This is a genomic window from Nocardia alba NBRC 108234 (assembly GCF_001612665.1).
Classification (GTDB): domain Bacteria; phylum Actinomycetota; class Actinomycetes; order Mycobacteriales; family Mycobacteriaceae; genus Nocardia; species Nocardia alba.
Map to the genome: position 1 here is coordinate 1 of NZ_BDAX01000002.1, position 16,115 is coordinate 16,115.

Here is a 16,115-nt window from a genome sequence, read left to right on the forward strand (position 1 = left end):
CCCACACCGCCGAACGCCTGGTGCCGCTCACGTGAGCGGCACCAGGCGTTCGGCGGTGTCTCTCGCTGTGTGAACCGCAAGCGAACTCCCCGAAATCGGCTCTCCGACAGGGCAATCCGACTCGGCCCACTCGCATCGGCATGCCCGGACCGCATCGTTCCGCACGATGGCACACAACCTTGGAAAGCGGACAAAACGGTCTTAGATTCGTGACTCGTCTCACACAGTATGCGAATTCGCGCGACCCTCGAAGGACCCCGCATGAGTACCGAACTCACACCGCCGCAACCGGATACCGGCGCCGCGACACAGAAGGACTCGCGACGAGCGCTGATCTCCAGCTTCCTCGGCTCAACTGTCGAGTACTACGACTTCCTGTTGTACGGGGCCGCGGCGGGTTTGGTGTTCCCGGCGCTGTTCTTCCCGAAATCGATGGATGCCTCGCTGGGCGCGACTCTGTCCTTCGTGATTCTGCTCGCCGGCTACCTCGCACGTCCGGTAGGTGGAATTCTGTTCGGCCACTTCGGCGACCGGGTCGGGCGCAAGAACATGCTCGTGATCACCCTGGTGATGATGGGCGCGGTGTCGGTGTGCATCGGGCTGATGCCCACTTACGAAACCATCGGTGTCGCGGCACCGATCATTCTGGTCGGCTTGCGGATCATTCAGGGATTGGCTGTCGGCGGCGAATGGGCGGGAGCGACCCTCATGGCCGCCGAGCACGTCGGACATCGCCGCCGCGGAATCGCCGCCTCGATCGCTGTCACCGGCGGCCCGACCGGCTCGGTCCTCGCCACGCTGATCCTCGCCCTGTTCGCAGGCCTTCCGGATGAACAATTCCTGAGCTGGGGCTGGCGTATCCCGTTCCTGCTGTCTGCCGCGCTGGTCGTAGTCGGCCTGTACTTGCGCTACAGCGTCACAGAATCCCCTGACTTCGCCGCTGCCCGGACAGCCGACGACGTCCACACCGGCGTGCCGATCCTGCGCGTGATCCGCCAGTACCCGCTGTCGAGCCTCTACGGCATGCTCGCGGTCGCGGGCCCGCTGTTCATGCAGGCACTGCTGGCGGTATGGGTCGTGCCCTACGTCGCCGCCGGGGGAGCGGTCGCTCGCCAGGACGCTCTCTACATGCTGACGTTCTCCAGCGTCCTGCACATCTTCGCCATCCCGTTCTTCGCCTGGCTGTCCGACCGATACGGCCGCCGCCCGGTCATGCTCACCGGGGCCGCGGTCGCCGTGGTGCTCGTCTTCCCGATGTTCGCCCTGTTCAACTCGAACAACCCATGGCTGATCGCGCTCGGATTCATTGTCGGCAACCCGATCATCCAAGCCTCGATGTACGGCCCCATCGGCGCGTTCCTCGCCGAGAAATTCGCCACCCGCGACCGCTACACCGGCGTCTCACTCACCTTCCAACTCGGTTCGGTGCTCGGTGCGGGCACGGCCCCACTGATGGCGAATTGGCTGTTCGAACTCGACAACAAAAGCAGCACAACCTATATCGCGTGCTACTTCATCGCACTGACTCTCGTTTCCGCACTCGCGGTGTACCTGTCGAAGGAAACACTGCGACGACACGCGCAAGTTGCTTCACCGGTCACAGCAACACCGGTAAGCGTGACCGCCGACTGAGCTCGAGCGGGTGTAATACGCCGACGCTCCGCCCTTCTCAACCATGACTGGCGGGCGGAGCGAGGTCGGGTTGTCGGATCCGCATACAGATCACGACCTGGCCTTCGGTGGTGGGGCCCAACCGGAATCAATCGACTTGGCCAACTCACGCAGGACAACCGGCTACTGCCGCGACTAAGTGCCGCAGGTCGATCGATCTGGGGTGTGGCCGCGTCCGCGCCGATGTTAACCGTGAGCTGCGGAGCTGCGGGACCTGCTGTACCCGCTGGTGCTGTCCCCGGCATGATGGCGACATGCGGATCAGTGTCACCGGACACATGAACATCACTCCCACGACAGTTGGACTAGTGCGGGAAGCAGTCATCGACCTGCTCGACGGAACACCTGGTCTCGTCGGGATATCGTGCATCGCACGCGGTGCCGACAGCGTCTTCGCCGAAGCTGTCCTCGACGTCGGTGGCCAACTGGAGGTTGTGCTGCCCTCGCGCGACTATCGTGAAGCGAAGGTGAAGCCCGACCACGCTGCCCAGTTCGATGCGCTGATCGCTCGTGCCGCCGAGGTGCGGGTCATGGACTTCGACAGCGCGGGCCGCGAAGCCTACGAGGCCGCGAACGTGGCGCTCGTTCAAGGGGTAGATCGGATGATCGCGGTCTGGGACAGTCAGGACGGGCAGCGGGCGGGCACCGGCACCGTGGTCGAGTTGGCGCGAAAGCACGGCATCCCGGTCGACATCGTGTGGCCAGAAGGCGCAGCCAGAGCATAGCGATGCCGACGGTCGGTACACCTCAGTGCCTTCGTGCGCCTGTCCTCACATCAACGAATCCAAGCCAGTGTTGAGTACCGGCAATCGGGTGCCTAAGGGTTCCTGCCCGTCACTCACGTATGACCTCCCGCAGCTGGTCGGAGCGCGGGGGACCCGGGCCGGTCGACTGGCCGGGAGATGCCGAAATTCACGAAAACCGATTCGAGCGGTGCTGAATTTCGCGACCAGGGCGGTGTTGTGATTCGCGATCAGGGCCGGGTTCTGTCGGGAAAGGCAAGGAGTTGTCTGACTCGAGGGGGTAAATCCCGCAGGCCGGCGTAGTTGTGAGCCAGAATGTCGCCATGCGGACATTTGCCACGATGTTGCACGCCTTCACCGTCGGGGTTCTGATCGTCATGGCTGGTCACGGCGCTGCGGGTGCCGCACCCTCCGGGAGTGCTGACGGGCTGCTGCCGTGGCCGGCCGCTGGGCCAGGCGGTGTGCAGGCCTCGGGTGCGGCGTTGGCCGAAGGGCTCACCGGGACGGTGGTGTGGTCGCGTGAGGCCAACACTCCCGTTCCGATCGCCAGCATCGCGAAGGTGATGACGGCGGTGGTCGTGATCATGAGCGGTGATCTCGAACGGCCGGTGACGGTGCCGCAGGAGGCGGGCGCCTACTGCGCCAGGGAAAACGGCAGTACCGCCGGACTCGTCGCCGGTGAGGTCCTCACCGCGCGCCAACTGCTCTACGCGCTGTTGCTGCCGTCGGGCTGCGACGCCGCCTACACCATCGCCGAGTCGTTCGGCCCCGGCCAAGGCGGATTTCTGGCCAGAATGAACGACACCGCGCGGGTAATGGGCTTGGCCGGAACACATTTCAGTGACCCGGCAGGCATGCCGTACCCCACCGACTACTCCACTTATTCCACTCCGGCGAACCTCGTGGCGCTGGGTGTGCGCGCGATGAACCTGCCGCTGTTCCGCGAGATCGTCGGTGCGAGGTACTTCCATGTTCCCGACGGACCCGCCAACCACGAGCACCACTGGGAAACGACGAACCGCATGCTCGACGAATACCCCGGAACCATCGGCATCAAGACCGGCAACACCGATGCCGCCGGACACTGCCTGATGTTCGAGACGGTGCGCGCCGGTATCCCGCTGATCGGTGTCGTGCTGCACAGCTCGGACCACAGCAGTGCTGTCGCGCGACAGGACGCCGAGCGCATGCTGAACTGGGCCTACGACCCGATTCTGCGCGTGCTGCAACCTCTCGGCGGCTGAGGAGCGGCGCGATCCTCGCGCACCGCCTAGCATTCGGGATGTGCGCGATGGCAGCTGGTTTCGGGTCCTCGTCTGCCTGGTCGTGCTGGGTACCAGCGGCTGCGTCGGCGCGGTGGACCGGGCGGATTTCGAGGATCAAGTGCGAGAGCGCGGCGGCGGATTGGTGAGTTCGTTGCCGCGCGACGCCATCGCGGCGCTGGCCCAGCGCACCGGCGCCACCGACCTCGAAGCGAACGTCATCATCCTCACTCCGCCGAACTCGACCCGGTTCCGTCTGACTCTGAACGACCAACCCGCCCAGGTAACCCGCTATCTGGCCGGCGAGGAGGTGCTGGCCGCTCGGGCACCTACCGTCCGGCTGCGCGTGCGACCACCTGATCGATCCCGGCAGCTCGACGACTACTTCTTCACCCTCGGCGATCTCAGCGCGCCACGCCCGGTGCGGGTTTCGGCCGCCGACGACCTCGACGGCGAGGATTTCACCGTCAGCGAGGTACCCGGTCTGTCGCGGATCGAAGACATCGTCGACACCGCCCTCGCCCGAAGCACGCTGCCCGACGGGCAGGTGACCGTCATCGTGGTGAGCCGTTTCGGCCGCGAGATCCGCATAGTCGCCAACGTCTTGTCGCCGCGTTCGGAAATGGTCGCCGAGTTCGACCGGACCGGCACCTTCCTTCGAGTCCAGCAGGTGTAGCGCGTGCGACGGGTCCTGATTTCCGCGGTATCGCTTGCCGGTGCCGCCGCTGTTCTCACCATCATCATCGCTGTCGCCCTGTGGCCGGGCGAAGCGAAACTCACCGCACCCCTGTTCTGCGCGCCTGTGGTGAGCGAACCCGTGGTCGTCTCCGACACCTTCCACGATTCCGAAGGCACGTCGACCAACTACACCCTGTATTGCGTCGGCGACCGCGGCATTCTCAGCGACGAGGGCTTTATCCTCCCCGTGCTGGCGCTCTTCGTCGCCCACTTCGTGATCCTGACCGCCCTATTCGTCCTCGCCGCCCTGATCGGCCGCCTCGGCCGGCGCACTGTGCACTCCGAGGGGCCGTTCGAACGACTCCAGGACAGCTGACGGCGCAAGACTGCCCTCGCCTGCCAGATCGACCTGCAAGTCCACCGAGAAGTGGTCGAGCGGTAGTGGGTTGCCCGACTCGGTCATCGTCAGATTCTCGGAACCGAGCCCCACGCGGTGCAGAAAGACCACGGTGACGGTGGCGGCCGCCCGTGGCTGGTCGGTCGGCCACATCCGGGTGGCGCTGCCGTCACCGCAGTCGACGAAGCCGAGCCGGTCCAGATGGGGCCGCGTGGTCGCGGTCGTAAAGGCGCGCAGGCGGATCTCGGTCGGCGACAGCTCGAGTTGGGCGTAGCGGTCCGGTGTCTTGTCACGGTCGAAGAAGTGCAGGACGAGCGGCTCGGGGCCTGGTCCCAGCGCGCGTATGGCGAGATGGACGCCGGCCAGCAGATCGGTCAGCAGGCCGCGCAGGTGGCCGAGGGTGTACACGCTCCAGATCTCGCTGCCGCGCCTGGTCGAACCTGCCGACCAGGTGTAGCCGACTGCGTACTCGTCGGCGCTGGTGTCCGCGATATCGTGCTCATCGGTCGGGACCCGGTCGTCCTCGTCGACGAGAGCGGGGTAACGATACTGGGTCGTCCAGTTCCGCCACCTGCGGTGGGCATCCGCGTCGAGGGACTCGATCCGCAGCGACACCCGGCCCCGGCCGGAGAGCGCGAGGGTGCGCAGGGCGTCGCCGTCGACCCAGCCGACGTCGAGATCCGACAGTCCGCACAACCACGTCGGTGCACCCCAGGTCGCCACCGTCGACTCCAGGTATCGGCGGAACTGTTCGGGTTCGATGGTCGCGATGACGATGGACAGATGCGCACACCGCTCGCCCCCGGAAATCGGATCGTCGGCGATCTGGCCACCGGATGGCGTTCCCGGGATGCTCACCCGGCCGCCGCCCTCGAGCGTCCATCCCACCGTGGCGCACGCCTGTTCGACATCGAGTCGGGTGAAGGTGCGAAAGTCGCTCGCGCGCAGCCGTGTCAGCAATTCGGCGAACCAGGCATCGGGCACGGTGTCCATACGTGCACACGCTAGCGATGGGCACCGACACGAAACCGTAGCGACGAACCGCCGAAACTGTTGTCGCGCTTGACTATCGGAACCGTCGAGGCGTCAGTCGACTGCGGGCACCTGCTCGGTGGGGGCGGGCGGCGGTGGTGGGGTGCCGTCGCCGAAGGGGCGTCCACCCAGTTCCTCGCGGTGGTGCGGAGTCAGCCAGTTCGACAGCTCGGGGCCCGCCGGGATGATGCCGGTGGGATTGATATCGCGGTGCACCGCGTAGTAGTGCTCTTTGATCTGCCCGAAGTCGATGGTGTCGCCGAAGCCGGGCGTCTGGAACAGGTCGCGCGCGTAGGCCCACAGCACCGGCATCTCGCTGAGCTTGGTGCGGTTGCACTTGAAATGGCCGTGATAGACGGGGTCGAACCGGGCGAGCGTGGTGAACAGCCGCACGTCCGCCTCGGTGATCGTGTCGCCGACCAGATACCGCTGGGTGCTCAGCCGTTCGGTGATGCGGTCGAGTGCGGCGAACAGCCGCGCGTAGGCGGCGTCGTAGGCGTCCTGATCGCCGGCGAACCCGCACCGGTAGACGCCGTTGTTGATGTCGCGGAACACGTCGCGGTTGATCGCGTCGATCTGCTCGCGCAGCGGTTCGGGATACAGCTGCGGTGCGCCCGGCCGGAGATAGGCGGTCCATTCGGTCGAGAAGTCGAGGGTCATCTGCGCGTAGTCGTTGGTGACGACCTGTCCGGTGGCGATCTCGACTACCGCGGGCACGGTGATGCCGCGCGGATAGTCCGGGAACCGGGCCAGATAGGCATCGCGCAGACGGTGGATGCCCAGCACCGGATCGACCTCACCCGGATCCAGATCGAAGGTCCAGCTGAGCTTGTCGTGGGTGGGCCCACACAGGCCGAGCGACAGTACCGGCTCGAGCCCGAGCAGTCTGCGCACGATCAGCGTGCGGTTGGCCCACGGACACGCCCTGGCCGCGACGAGCCGATATCGCCCCGGTTCCACGGGGTAGCCGTCACGCCCGTCGGCGGTGATCCGCGTGGTGATGTAGTTGGTATCGCGGCGGAACTCGCCCGCCTCGACATAGGTGCCCGCGTCGGCCTCACTCACCGACCCAGTCTCGCACACCGAGCGCTGGGCGAGCCGACCGTCGGTGCGCTCCCGAGAGCCGGCGTTCGACCGTCGGCCGGCTTTCTCGGCTTGTCGTGATCGCTGCGCGGAGCGGGAAATCGACGTGTGAATCTTCGATGAAATCGCGGTGCCCGCTTCGCCCGGCCGGATCGCGATGTCCGGAGAACAACGTGCGTCGAAGTGGGGATTTCAGGAGGTGAGGCAGGGAATTGCGGTGGCGGCCCGGTACTTCCGCCGGTGCGCGACGGTCCGATATCGTCGGCGGGTCACTGTCTGGCGTCCTGACTAACCCGCCAGTAACCTGGGTCCGTGAGACCGATGGGCAAAGCGCCGGGCGGGACGGCGCGACCGCGTGTCGCTCTGACCGCAGTCGCCGTAGTGGTATTTGTGACCTTTCTCGACACCACCGTCGTCAGCGTGGCGCTGGGGGATATCCGGAGTGATCTGAGCGCCGACGTGACGGCGCTGCAATGGGTGGTCAACGCCTACACCGTGGTGTTCGCCGGGCTGATGCTGGCCGGCGGGTCGCTCGGTGACCGCTGGGGACGCAAGCGGGTGATGATCGTCGGTCTGGTGATCTTCTGCGCGGGGTCGGTGGTGTCGGCGCTCGCGAGCAGTGTCGCGGTGCTCATCGCCGGTCGCGCGATCATGGGACTCGGCGCGGCGGCGTCGGAGCCGGGAACGCTGTCGGTGCTGCGGCACATCTTCCCGGACGACCGCGCTCGCGCCAAGGCGATCGGGGTGTGGGCGGCGGTGTCGGGCCTCGCGCTCGCCGCCGGACCGGTGCTGGGTGGTGTTCTGGTCCACGCGTACGGGTGGCGCTCGATCTTCTGGTTCAACCTGGTGATCGCCGCGGTGGCGCTGGTCGCGGCGCTGTGGTCGGTGCCGGAGAGCGCGGACCCGCGCCCCGAGCCGATCGACTGGGCCGGTGCGCTGCTGAGCGCGATCGCGTTCGGGTCGGTGATCTACGCCGCGACCGTCGGTCAGGATCTGGGCTACACCGCGCCGTCGGTGCTCGCGCTGTTCGCGGTCGGCGCTGTGGCGTTCGCCGGATTCGTCGTGGTCGAGTTGCGGGCCCGCGCGCCGATGCTCGATTTCCGCTATCTGCGCTTACCCGCTGTGCGCAGCGCGCTGGTGGTGGCCTTCGCCGTCTACTTCGGCATCTTCTCGATCTTCTTCTTCACCGCACTGTATCTGCAAGTGATGCAGTCGTATTCGGCCGCGCGCACCGCCACGGTCTTCGTGCCGATGGCTGTCGCGATCGTGATCGGGTCACTGGTCGCGGGCTGGTGGGTGGCCAGGCGAGGCGCTCGCACGCCGATGATCCTGGGTTGCGTCGTCGGTGCGAGCGGCATCCTGCTGACCCGGTACATGCTGTCGGGCGTCATTCACGATCCTGCCCTGTCGGCGGCGATGGCGGTGGCGGGCTTCGGTTTCGGGATCGCGGTGGTGCCGTTGACATCGGCGGTGATGTCGGGCGTCCCGTCCGAACATTCGGGCATGGCCGCCGCGGTCACCAATACGATGCGCCAGGTCGGCTCGGCGTTCGGCGTGGCCGTACTCGGTGCGCTCGTGAGTGGGTTCCTGTCCGCTGATCTGAAGGCGCGCATGAACGAGTTGGGTCTGCCTGCCTCGCTGCAGCCCGATGCCATTCATGCCGTGGAGCTCGGGAAGATTCCCGAGGGCGTCGATATCGGCCCGTATCTGAAATACCTGTCGAAGGTTACCGAGGTACTCAACACGGGCAAGGTGGCATTCCATCACGGACTCGATGTGGCGCTGCTCGTTTCGGCGTTGATGATTTTCGCCGCGGCGGCGTTCACCGCCGTCGACGCGGCCCGGCACCGCGCGGACGTCACCTAGTTCCACGGCTGGCGACGCGAGGGATTCCGGCCGACGCGCACCGCGTCGGCCGGATCGGCATCAGGCGTTGACCGAGGCCGTCACCTCACGTGTCAGCCGCGACGACCACGGACACCAGAAGCAGCCGGGCAGGAACGCGCCACACGCTTCATCGAGGTTTTCCTCGGTGTAGACGATGCTCGAGTCGCAGACCTCGATGGCCATGGTGAAGAACGTGATGGTGTCGGGATCGAGGTGGAAGCTCCACCCGGGGTTGTAGCTCTGCGCGGTCTTGCGGATCCTGCCCATGACATGGATGGACATCGTCTCGTCGCCGGACAGGATTCTTCGCGCCTCCGCGATCCTCTGTTCGTTGTTCAGCTGGAAAATGAATTCTTTTCCGCTGTAGTCGGTGAATGCAAAGAGCGCCATGACATTTCCCCTTGGTCGATGTGTTCGGCTAGCGGGAGTCGAGCGTGTTGCGAGGTCGAGTGTATCGGTCGATTCGTGGCGAGGTGAATACATTGCGAATGAAAGCTGTTGGGAAACAACAGCTTAGGGAATTGGTCGGTTTCGGTCTGTGAAACGGGGTGGTGACGGGGCGCCTATCGGCGCGTCCCTGTGGCGAGCTCGTCTCGACGGGGCGATTGCCGCCCCGCCGCTGCCTTCGCCGCGGTGATCAGCTCGCGCACCGCGATAGCGCCCCGGGCGACCGCACCCGCGACCCGTCCGTCCGCGCCGATCAGGACCGCTGACGGGGTTCCGCGAACCCGATAGCGAAGAGCGGCCTCATTGCCCTGTTGTACGAGGACCGGGATATCGCCCACCTCCTGCGCGCGGCCCCAGGCGAGGTGTTCGTCCAGATCGCCGTTGCCCACCAGCGCGATCGTCAGCGATTCGCGCACGCGCGACTGCCAGCGGGGCAGCTCGCGCGCCAAGGCTGCGCACAGGTCGCACCCCGGATGGACGAACACGAGCAGGACTGCCTTTCCCGGTGCGAGCAGCGACGCCAGGTCGATCCGCGCACGCTCGCCTGCCAGCAGCTCGAACTCCGGCGCCACCGCGCCGACCGGCAGTCCTTCGGCGCCGAGGGTCGACAGGGCCTGTTCGTCGACCCGGCGACGGAGTGCGTGCACCTGCCCGAGCGTCCAGATCAGCACGACCGCCATGGCCACGATCAGCGCGAGTCCGACGCCTACCTCTAGTGGCAAGCCGAGGGGAATCTGCGGGTAGCGCAGGGCGCCGAGGACGACCAGGGCGGCCAGGGCGAGCAGGAGCCCGTTACGCACCAGCGTCGCGGGCCCGATGGGCGCCGAACTCGCCGCGCCGAAGCAGGAGCAGTTCGGGTGCTCACCGCGCGCCAGCAATCGCACGATCGCCGCGGTGAATGCCGCCAGCAGCAGCGCCGCGCCCGCGCCCGCGACTCCCGCCGTCCACGGCAGCAGCAATCCCGCGGCCACCGCCCCTTCGATCGCCGGTAATCCGATCGCCACCGCGGGAACCCACCTGATGCCTATCCCGAAATCGACCAGTGCCTTTCGTGTCGCGGGCCCGTCCGACAACTTCCCCCATGTCGACAGTCCGAAAGCCCCGGCCAGTACCAATCGCGAACCCCACACTCCGTATTCGATCAGCATGCTGGCACCATCCCACAGCCCGAGTGGTCTGAAAGATGAATTACGTGAACAGCTTTCACCACGCGCGTTCCCCGGTTGACACGGCGAGTCGCTCGGTCGGTCGTACGGCGAGTCGCTGGGCCCGCCGCCAGTTCGTACTGAGCAGTAACCGTGTTACCCTCGGGTCGGCGCTGGTGTGACAGGCATCATGATCTGTCCCTCCGGCGATGTGGGTCACTGCGGCGACGAGGCTGCCGGTGACGACTACTGAGAGGTTCTCGATGAAGCGACAGGATCTTGGACGAGTGTGGCCGCGCGTCGGCCGCGTCGCCGCGATCATGGCTATGGCCGGTGTGATGGCGGCGACCGGCGTGGTGGTCCAGACGGGGACGGCCTCGGCCGATCCCGTCGGCGCGTTCTACACACCGCCGGACCGGATTCCGCAGGAGCCGGGCGCGATCGTCAAGACCGAGCCGATGAACTTGTTCATGACCCCGCCCACCCCGCAGGGCTGGCCGGGCAAGGCGCAGCGCGTGATGTACACGTCTCGACTGCAGGACGGGTCTCCGGTCGCGGTGAGCGGGACCTACCTCGAGCCGACCGGTCCGTGGCAGGGCGCCGGCCCGCGTCCGACCGTGGTCATCGGTCCCGGCACGTCGGGTCAGGCCGACCGTTGCGCGATGTCGATCGCGTTCTCGACCGGGCTGACGGTGTTCACCGAGCAGTTGGGCCTGTCGGCGAACCAGGAACTGCCGTCGTCGGTGGTGTGGAGCAGCCTGGGTGCGCGGGTGCTGGTGACCGACTACATCGGTCTCGGTACCCCCGGCATCCACACCTACGCCAACCGGATCGAGAGCGGGCACGCGATTCTCGACGGTGTCCGCGCGGCCAACAATCTGGGCGGGGTCGGACCGGAGACGCCGGTCGTGCTCTGGGGTTACTCCCAGGGCGGTGGCGCTACCGCGGCCGCCGCGGAGATGCAGTCGAATTACGCGCCGGAACTGAACATCAAGGGCACCTGGGCCGGGGGACCGGTGGCCGACCTCGCCGCGATCCTGGAGAAGATCGACGGTGCGTTGATCGGTGGTGCGATCGGGTTCGCCGTCAACGGCATGCTCGCCCGGTACCCCGAACTGCAGCGTGCGGTCGACCGGGTCACCAGCCCGGCCGGGCGCGCCATGCTGGACACGCTGAGCGACTCCTGCATCGCTGACGTGATCTTGCACCACCCCTTCCTGAAAACCGAGACGCTGACCAACGACGGCCGACCGCTGTCGGCCCATCTCGCCGAATTGCCCGAAGCGCTTCCCGTCCTGGCGGAACTGCGCATCGGCAACTCGAAGCCGACCTCGCCGGTCCTGATCACCAGTGGCCGCAACGACGACACCGTCCCTTACGGACAGGCTCGCCGACTCGCCGAGGACTGGTGCGGCCAGGGCGCCACGGTCACCTTCCGCACGAACGAGCTCCCGCCGATCCTGCCCGGAACCACCATCCCGGGTCACTTCGGTCCGGAGATCATCGACGGCTTCGGACCTGACAACGCGTTCACCTATCTACTCGATCGCCTCGCTGACAAGCCGGTCTCCGGCTGCAGTATCGACTGAACAAGGATCTTGCGTGAAAGACATTTCGCGCCGCTCGATGCTGGTTGCCGCGGCAACAGCGAGCGGACTACTTCTCGGTGCCCGCCCGACGGGCACGCCCACGCCGATCGCCTTGCGATCCAACACTGTGCCGCTGACCTACGAGGACCATCGGGTGGTGGTGATCGGGTCGGGATTCGGTGGCGGTGTCAGTGCGCTGCGATTGGCGCAGGCCGGTGTCGACGTGACCGTGCTGGAGCGGGGTCAGCGCTGGCCCAGCGGGCCGAACGCCGAGACCTTCCCGCGCGCGTCCGCCCCGGACAAGCGATTGCTGTGGTATCGGTCGAGTCCGAACCTGTTCGGACGACCGCTCGTCTTCGACCCGTACGCCGGGTTGGTCGAAGCGGTGCCCGGGGTGAACATGACCGCGCTGTGCGCCGCCGGTCTCGGCGGCGGATCGCTGGTCTACCAAGGGATGTCGCTGCAACCCGCCGAGGCGGTGTTCAACGCGCACTTCCCCGAAGAGCTGGACTGGGCGAAGATGGATCGCGTGCACTATCCGCGCGTGGCGCGGATGCTCGGTCTGGCCGAAGCCCCCGACGAACTGATCGCCGCCGACAACTACCGGGCGGCACGGGTTTTCGCGGAGCGGGTGCGTAAAGCCGGGATGCCGCTGTCGAAGATCCCGATGCCCATCGACTGGGATTTCGCGCTCGCCGAACTGCGTGGGGAGATGAAGGCCTCCTACACCAACGGTGACGGTGCGATGGGAGTCAACAACGGCGGCAAGCACTCCGTCGACGTCACCTACATCGCCGCGGCCGAAGCGACCGGCCGGTGCCAGGTGCAGACCCTGCACGAGGTGACCGATCTCGAACGCGCTCGCGACGGTCGCTGGACCGTGCACGTCCAACGCCTCGACACCACCGGAGCCGTGGTCGAGAACAAGGTGCTCACCGCGAACTCGGTGATCCTGGCCGCGGGCAGTCTCAACACCACCCGCCTGCTCGTGCGCGCCGGTGCCAAGGGCCTGATCCCCGACCTGCCCGACGGGCTCGGACAGAACTGGGGCACCAACGCCGACCGCATCTACGTGTGGACGGACCCGACCGCGGAATTCGGTGCGCCGCAGGGCGGTCCAGTGGTCTACGGGAGCAAGAACTGGGACGATCCGCGAGCCGCGCACACCGTGATCCAGGCGTCGATCCCGCCGCTGGCGGTGGATCCGGCCAGCACGATGCTCGTCGGCTACGGCGTCAGCGACAGTCGTGGATCGTTCGTCTACGACGCCGCCCGCGACGACGCGATTCTGCACTGGCCACAGGACGGCGACCAGACCATCCAGAACAACCACATCGACCCCTCGGTACGCCGCATCGTGGGATCTGGCGGGATGCTGCTCGATACCAACTCGCTGTTTCCCTCGACCTGGCATCCGCTGGGTGGGGCGAGCATGGGCGCGGTGTGCGACCTGGACGGGCGCGTCCACGACCAGCCGGGTCTCTACGTACTCGACGGTGCGCTGTTGCCGGGCAATGCCGCCGCGTGCAATCCGTCGATGACCATCGCGGCGGTCGCGGAACGGGCCTTGGACAATCTCGTCGCCGCGGACGTGGGAACCCGCATCTGAGATCGAGTCGGCTCGGTGGCGCGCCGAGCCGATGGACTAGTGTGGCGTGGTGGCTAGAAAGGGCGAAGGTGATCCCGCGCGCAAGATCACCGAAACCACCCTGTCGTTGCTCGAATCCGAAGGGTACGACGCGGTTCAGCTGCGCCGGGTGGCTCGTATCGCCCAGGTGTCGCTGACCACCGTCTACAAGCTCTACCCCACTCGCGACGAACTCGTCATCGCCGCCGTCGCGCAGTGGATGGCCACCAACACCTACACCACACTCGACCCGCCGCGAGCCGGTGAGTCGCTCGCCGAGGTGCTCACGCGGGTGACCCGCTACGTGTTCGAGCCGTGGGAGCGCCATCCTCGGATGTTGGCCGCCTACTCCCACGCCCGGTCCGGCCCGGGCGGGCAGCGGCTCGACGCACAGGGTTTCAACGCGGTGCTGCCCGCGGTGAGCACGATGTTCGCCAGTCTCGACGACCAGTACGTCACCGATCTCGCACTCGTGCTGACCAATATGGTCTATGCCCTGGTCGGACGTTTCGCGCACGGCGACCTCGCGATCACCGAGATCCTGCCCGTGCTCGAACGCACCATCGTCCGACTCACCCAGAACAACGTTCCCTTCGCCGCGGCCGCCGAGCGGACCGCCGAGACCGGGTCGACGCCGTTCGAATGGGATCGGGGCTTCAGCTCGCCCTACTCCCCGGGTACCGAGAGCGACCAGCAGTAACCGGTGGGAAACGTTTTCGCGGCGCACCGGAGTAGTTCAGGCTTTGGCAATCGCCACGCGGGACTCTGAGGACTCGGCATCAACGCCGATGTCCAGCACGAGGAGCCCCAGCGGATGGATCGCCGCAACCACGAGGTCAGCCGACGCACTGTGCTGTGCGCCGCCGGAGCGGCGATCGCGCTGACCGTGGTCGCTCAGCCGACGCAGGCGGGCACGATCACCAGGAAGTGCTCGGCCGACATCGGTCCGGGGCAGCGCGCTGACCTGGCGGAACAGGCGATCGTAGCGCGGCATGTGCATTCGCTTCTCGGTCTGTCCGACTATCAATTGGGGGTACTCGAGTGGCCGGCGGATCTGACTGAGAGGTCCCTACTCGGGCGCTGGTGCTACTGGTGGCAGGCGCACCTGCTCGACTGTGCGATCGACGCCGCGCATCGAAGCCGCACTCCCGACCGCATCGATCGGATTTTCGCCCTCGCACGCGGCATCCGGGCCCGCAATATCACCGGTTGGACCAACCGGTACTACGACGACATGGGGTGGTTGGCCATCGCGCTCGAGCGTGCCGCGCGCCTGCTCGACGTCCGGTTCGACGACGCGATGGGCGATCTTCGGGGTGCCCTGATCGAGGGGTGGAACCCGGAAGTGGGTGCGGTGCCGTGGCGTAACGGCGACGACTTCTACAACACCCCCGCGATCGGCCCGACCGGCATCGCGTTGGCCCGTCTCGGCGAGGTCTCCCGTGCCACCCAGCTGGCCGAATTCCTGCACACACGATTGCGTGACCCCGCCAGTGGCCTGATCCACGACGGTGTCCACGAGCCCGGCGGTCGGGTGGATCGCACCGTCCACACCTACTGCCAGGGTGTGACCATCGGTCTGGAGACCGAATTGGCTTCGCGCACAGGCGAACCGGCGCACCGCGACCGCGCGGCGACGCTGGTCACCGCGGTGCAGCGGCGGCTCACCACCGCGGGGGTGATCGCCGCCGCCGCAGGCAACGATTCCGGGCTCTTCATGGGAATCCTCGCGCGCTACCTCGCCGAAACCGCACTGTCGCTGGGTGATACGACCGCGGCGGCGATCGTGCACGCCTCCGCGCGGGCGGCCTGGGCGAACCGTGCCGAGGTGAACGGGCTACCACTGTTCGGTGCGGACTGGACCCGACCGGTCACGGTGCCCGAACATCCGGGAACCTTCCTCCAGCTCGCCGACACGTCCGCCGCATCGTCGGCGAACCTGAGCCGGGATCTCTCGGTGCAGCTGAGCGGATGGATGCTACTCGAAGCGGACTACCGGCTCACTGTCGCCGGCCACTGAACTGATCCGCGGCGGCTCACGGCATTTCGACGGTTTCGGCCCTGGCGATCTCGTTGATCGCGCGCCGCACGGCCTCACCCGGTGGTGTCCGGGAGAGTTCGGCCAGGTAGTCGATCAGGAGGACCGCCGAGGGTCGGGGATCGGTTCGCTCGTGCTCGGATTCGGTCGATTCATCGATCCCGAGCGCCCCGGCCAGCGCGCTGAACACCGCGGCGGCGTCGAGTCGCGGCAGCCACGTCGCCGATCGGCGCACCACCGATTCCAGCACGGCGCGCACATCATCACCGGTGAGGCCATCCGGGTGCGCGGTCTCGAGCAGTTCCCGAATGATCGCCGCCAGCACCGAGGTGACCTGGTCGGCCGGGAGTTCGGACAGATCCGCGGTGGCCGCGACGAACCCGGATTCGTCAGCCGACTGCGCCGCGCCGACGGCGGCCTCGATGGCGGTCGCGATCGCGCGCGCAGACGGGGGCCAGTCGGATGGCCACATGGAAAGTCTCCTCTGTTCACGGACTGGTGTCAGCGTAGTCAGTG

Annotated in this window: 15 protein-coding genes; 10 read left to right on the top strand and 5 right to left on the bottom strand. The window is 66.9% G+C overall.

Features of this window, described 5'->3' with window-relative positions; all coding sequences use genetic code 11:
- Nucleotides 1-261: 261 nt before the first annotated feature.
- From NA12_RS01740 to NA12_RS01760, 5 genes are all read left to right on the top strand, one after another.
- On the top strand, nt 262-1,632 hold the full coding sequence (locus NA12_RS01740) for an MFS transporter (protein ID WP_067445267.1): 1,371 nt from the start codon (nt 262-264) through the stop codon (nt 1,630-1,632).
- Between the two features lie 347 nt (nt 1,633-1,979).
- Entirely contained in the window at nt 1,980-2,396 is a 417-nt protein-coding gene (locus NA12_RS01745) for a hypothetical protein (RefSeq protein ID WP_243654868.1), read from the top strand.
- A gap of 341 nt (nt 2,397-2,737) precedes the next feature.
- Nucleotides 2,738-3,658 carry a D-alanyl-D-alanine carboxypeptidase family protein gene (locus tag NA12_RS01750; RefSeq protein ID WP_243654869.1) on the top strand — a complete coding sequence of 307 codons (921 nt, stop codon included), beginning with the start codon at nt 2,738-2,740 and terminating at the stop codon, nt 3,656-3,658.
- 40 nt (nt 3,659-3,698) lie between these two features.
- The gene (locus NA12_RS01755) at nt 3,699-4,352 is read left to right on the top strand and encodes a hypothetical protein (protein ID WP_067445273.1); all 654 of its coding nucleotides are present in this window, start codon (nt 3,699-3,701) and stop codon (nt 4,350-4,352) included.
- 3 nt (nt 4,353-4,355) lie between these two features.
- Nucleotides 4,356-4,730 carry a hypothetical protein gene (locus NA12_RS01760; protein WP_067445275.1) on the top strand — a complete coding sequence of 125 codons (375 nt, stop codon included), beginning with the start codon at nt 4,356-4,358 and terminating at the stop codon, nt 4,728-4,730.
- Here NA12_RS01760 and NA12_RS01765 read toward each other — a convergent pair.
- Together NA12_RS01765 and NA12_RS01770 are read right to left on the bottom strand one after the other, a co-directional pair.
- A complete protein-coding gene (locus NA12_RS01765) occupies nt 4,644-5,744 on the bottom strand; it encodes a hypothetical protein (RefSeq protein WP_067445277.1) in 1,101 nt (366 codons plus the stop codon). The two genes, NA12_RS01760 and NA12_RS01765, sit on opposite strands and share 87 nt — an antisense overlap.
- 93 nt (nt 5,745-5,837) lie before the next feature.
- Nucleotides 5,838-6,848 (bottom strand): glutathione S-transferase family protein, encoded by a 1,011-nt coding sequence (locus NA12_RS01770; RefSeq protein WP_067445279.1) that lies wholly within the window; start codon nt 6,846-6,848, stop codon nt 5,838-5,840.
- Nucleotides 6,849-7,187: 339 nt separating this feature from the next.
- Here NA12_RS01770 and NA12_RS01775 point away from each other — a divergent pair, with 339 nt between their 5' ends.
- Nucleotides 7,188-8,732 carry an MFS transporter gene (locus tag NA12_RS01775; RefSeq protein WP_067445281.1) on the top strand — a complete coding sequence of 515 codons (1,545 nt, stop codon included), beginning with the start codon at nt 7,188-7,190 and terminating at the stop codon, nt 8,730-8,732.
- A gap of 60 nt (nt 8,733-8,792) precedes the next feature.
- Here NA12_RS01775 and NA12_RS01780 read toward each other — a convergent pair whose 3' ends face one another.
- A complete protein-coding gene (locus NA12_RS01780) occupies nt 8,793-9,143 on the bottom strand; it encodes a BP74-related protein (RefSeq protein WP_067445283.1) in 351 nt (116 codons plus the stop codon).
- Between the two features lie 173 nt (nt 9,144-9,316).
- A complete protein-coding gene (locus NA12_RS01785) occupies nt 9,317-10,348 on the bottom strand; it encodes a TlpA family protein disulfide reductase (RefSeq protein WP_067445285.1) in 1,032 nt (343 codons plus the stop codon).
- A 260-nt stretch (nt 10,349-10,608) separates the two neighbouring features.
- On the opposite strand from NA12_RS01785, the gene NA12_RS01790 reads away from it, so the two are divergent.
- The 4 genes from NA12_RS01790 (at nt 10,609) to NA12_RS01805 (ending at nt 15,581) form a co-directional block, all read left to right on the top strand.
- Nucleotides 10,609-11,934 carry a lipase family protein gene (locus NA12_RS01790; protein WP_084472291.1) on the top strand — a complete coding sequence of 442 codons (1,326 nt, stop codon included), beginning with the start codon at nt 10,609-10,611 and terminating at the stop codon, nt 11,932-11,934.
- A gap of 13 nt (nt 11,935-11,947) precedes the next feature.
- Complete coding sequence (locus tag NA12_RS01795; RefSeq protein WP_132369831.1) at nt 11,948-13,543, top strand: GMC oxidoreductase; 1,596 nt, start codon at nt 11,948-11,950, stop codon at nt 13,541-13,543.
- A gap of 49 nt (nt 13,544-13,592) precedes the next feature.
- A complete protein-coding gene (locus NA12_RS01800; protein WP_084472426.1) occupies nt 13,593-14,261 on the top strand; it encodes a TetR/AcrR family transcriptional regulator in 669 nt (222 codons plus the stop codon).
- Nucleotides 14,262-14,375: 114 nt separating this feature from the next.
- Complete coding sequence (locus tag NA12_RS01805) at nt 14,376-15,581, top strand: glycoside hydrolase family 76 protein (RefSeq protein WP_084472292.1); 1,206 nt, start codon at nt 14,376-14,378, stop codon at nt 15,579-15,581.
- A gap of 16 nt (nt 15,582-15,597) precedes the next feature.
- Here the strand turns inward: NA12_RS01805 and NA12_RS01810 are convergent, their stop codons facing one another.
- The gene (locus NA12_RS01810; RefSeq protein WP_067445287.1) at nt 15,598-16,071 is read right to left on the bottom strand and encodes a hypothetical protein; all 474 of its coding nucleotides are present in this window, start codon (nt 16,069-16,071) and stop codon (nt 15,598-15,600) included.
- Between the last annotated feature and the right edge of the window lie 44 nt (nt 16,072-16,115).

Coding starts and splice junctions, on each gene's coding strand:
- NA12_RS01780 (WP_067445283.1), bottom strand. CDS start 9,143: ATGGCGCTCTTTGCATTCACCGACTACAGCGGAAAAGAATTCATTTTC.
- NA12_RS01785 (WP_067445285.1), bottom strand. CDS start 10,348: ATGCTGATCGAATACGGAGTGTGGGGTTCGCGATTGGTACTGGCCGGG.
- NA12_RS01775 (WP_067445281.1), top strand. CDS start 7,188: ATGGGCAAAGCGCCGGGCGGGACGGCGCGACCGCGTGTCGCTCTGACC.
- NA12_RS01805 (WP_084472292.1), top strand. CDS start 14,376: ATGGATCGCCGCAACCACGAGGTCAGCCGACGCACTGTGCTGTGCGCC.
- NA12_RS01790 (WP_084472291.1), top strand. CDS start 10,609: ATGAAGCGACAGGATCTTGGACGAGTGTGGCCGCGCGTCGGCCGCGTC.
- NA12_RS01810 (WP_067445287.1), bottom strand. CDS start 16,071: ATGTGGCCATCCGACTGGCCCCCGTCTGCGCGCGCGATCGCGACCGCC.
- NA12_RS01750 (WP_243654869.1), top strand. CDS start 2,738: ATGCGGACATTTGCCACGATGTTGCACGCCTTCACCGTCGGGGTTCTG.
- NA12_RS01740 (WP_067445267.1), top strand. CDS start 262: ATGAGTACCGAACTCACACCGCCGCAACCGGATACCGGCGCCGCGACA.
- NA12_RS01765 (WP_067445277.1), bottom strand. CDS start 5,744: ATGGACACCGTGCCCGATGCCTGGTTCGCCGAATTGCTGACACGGCTG.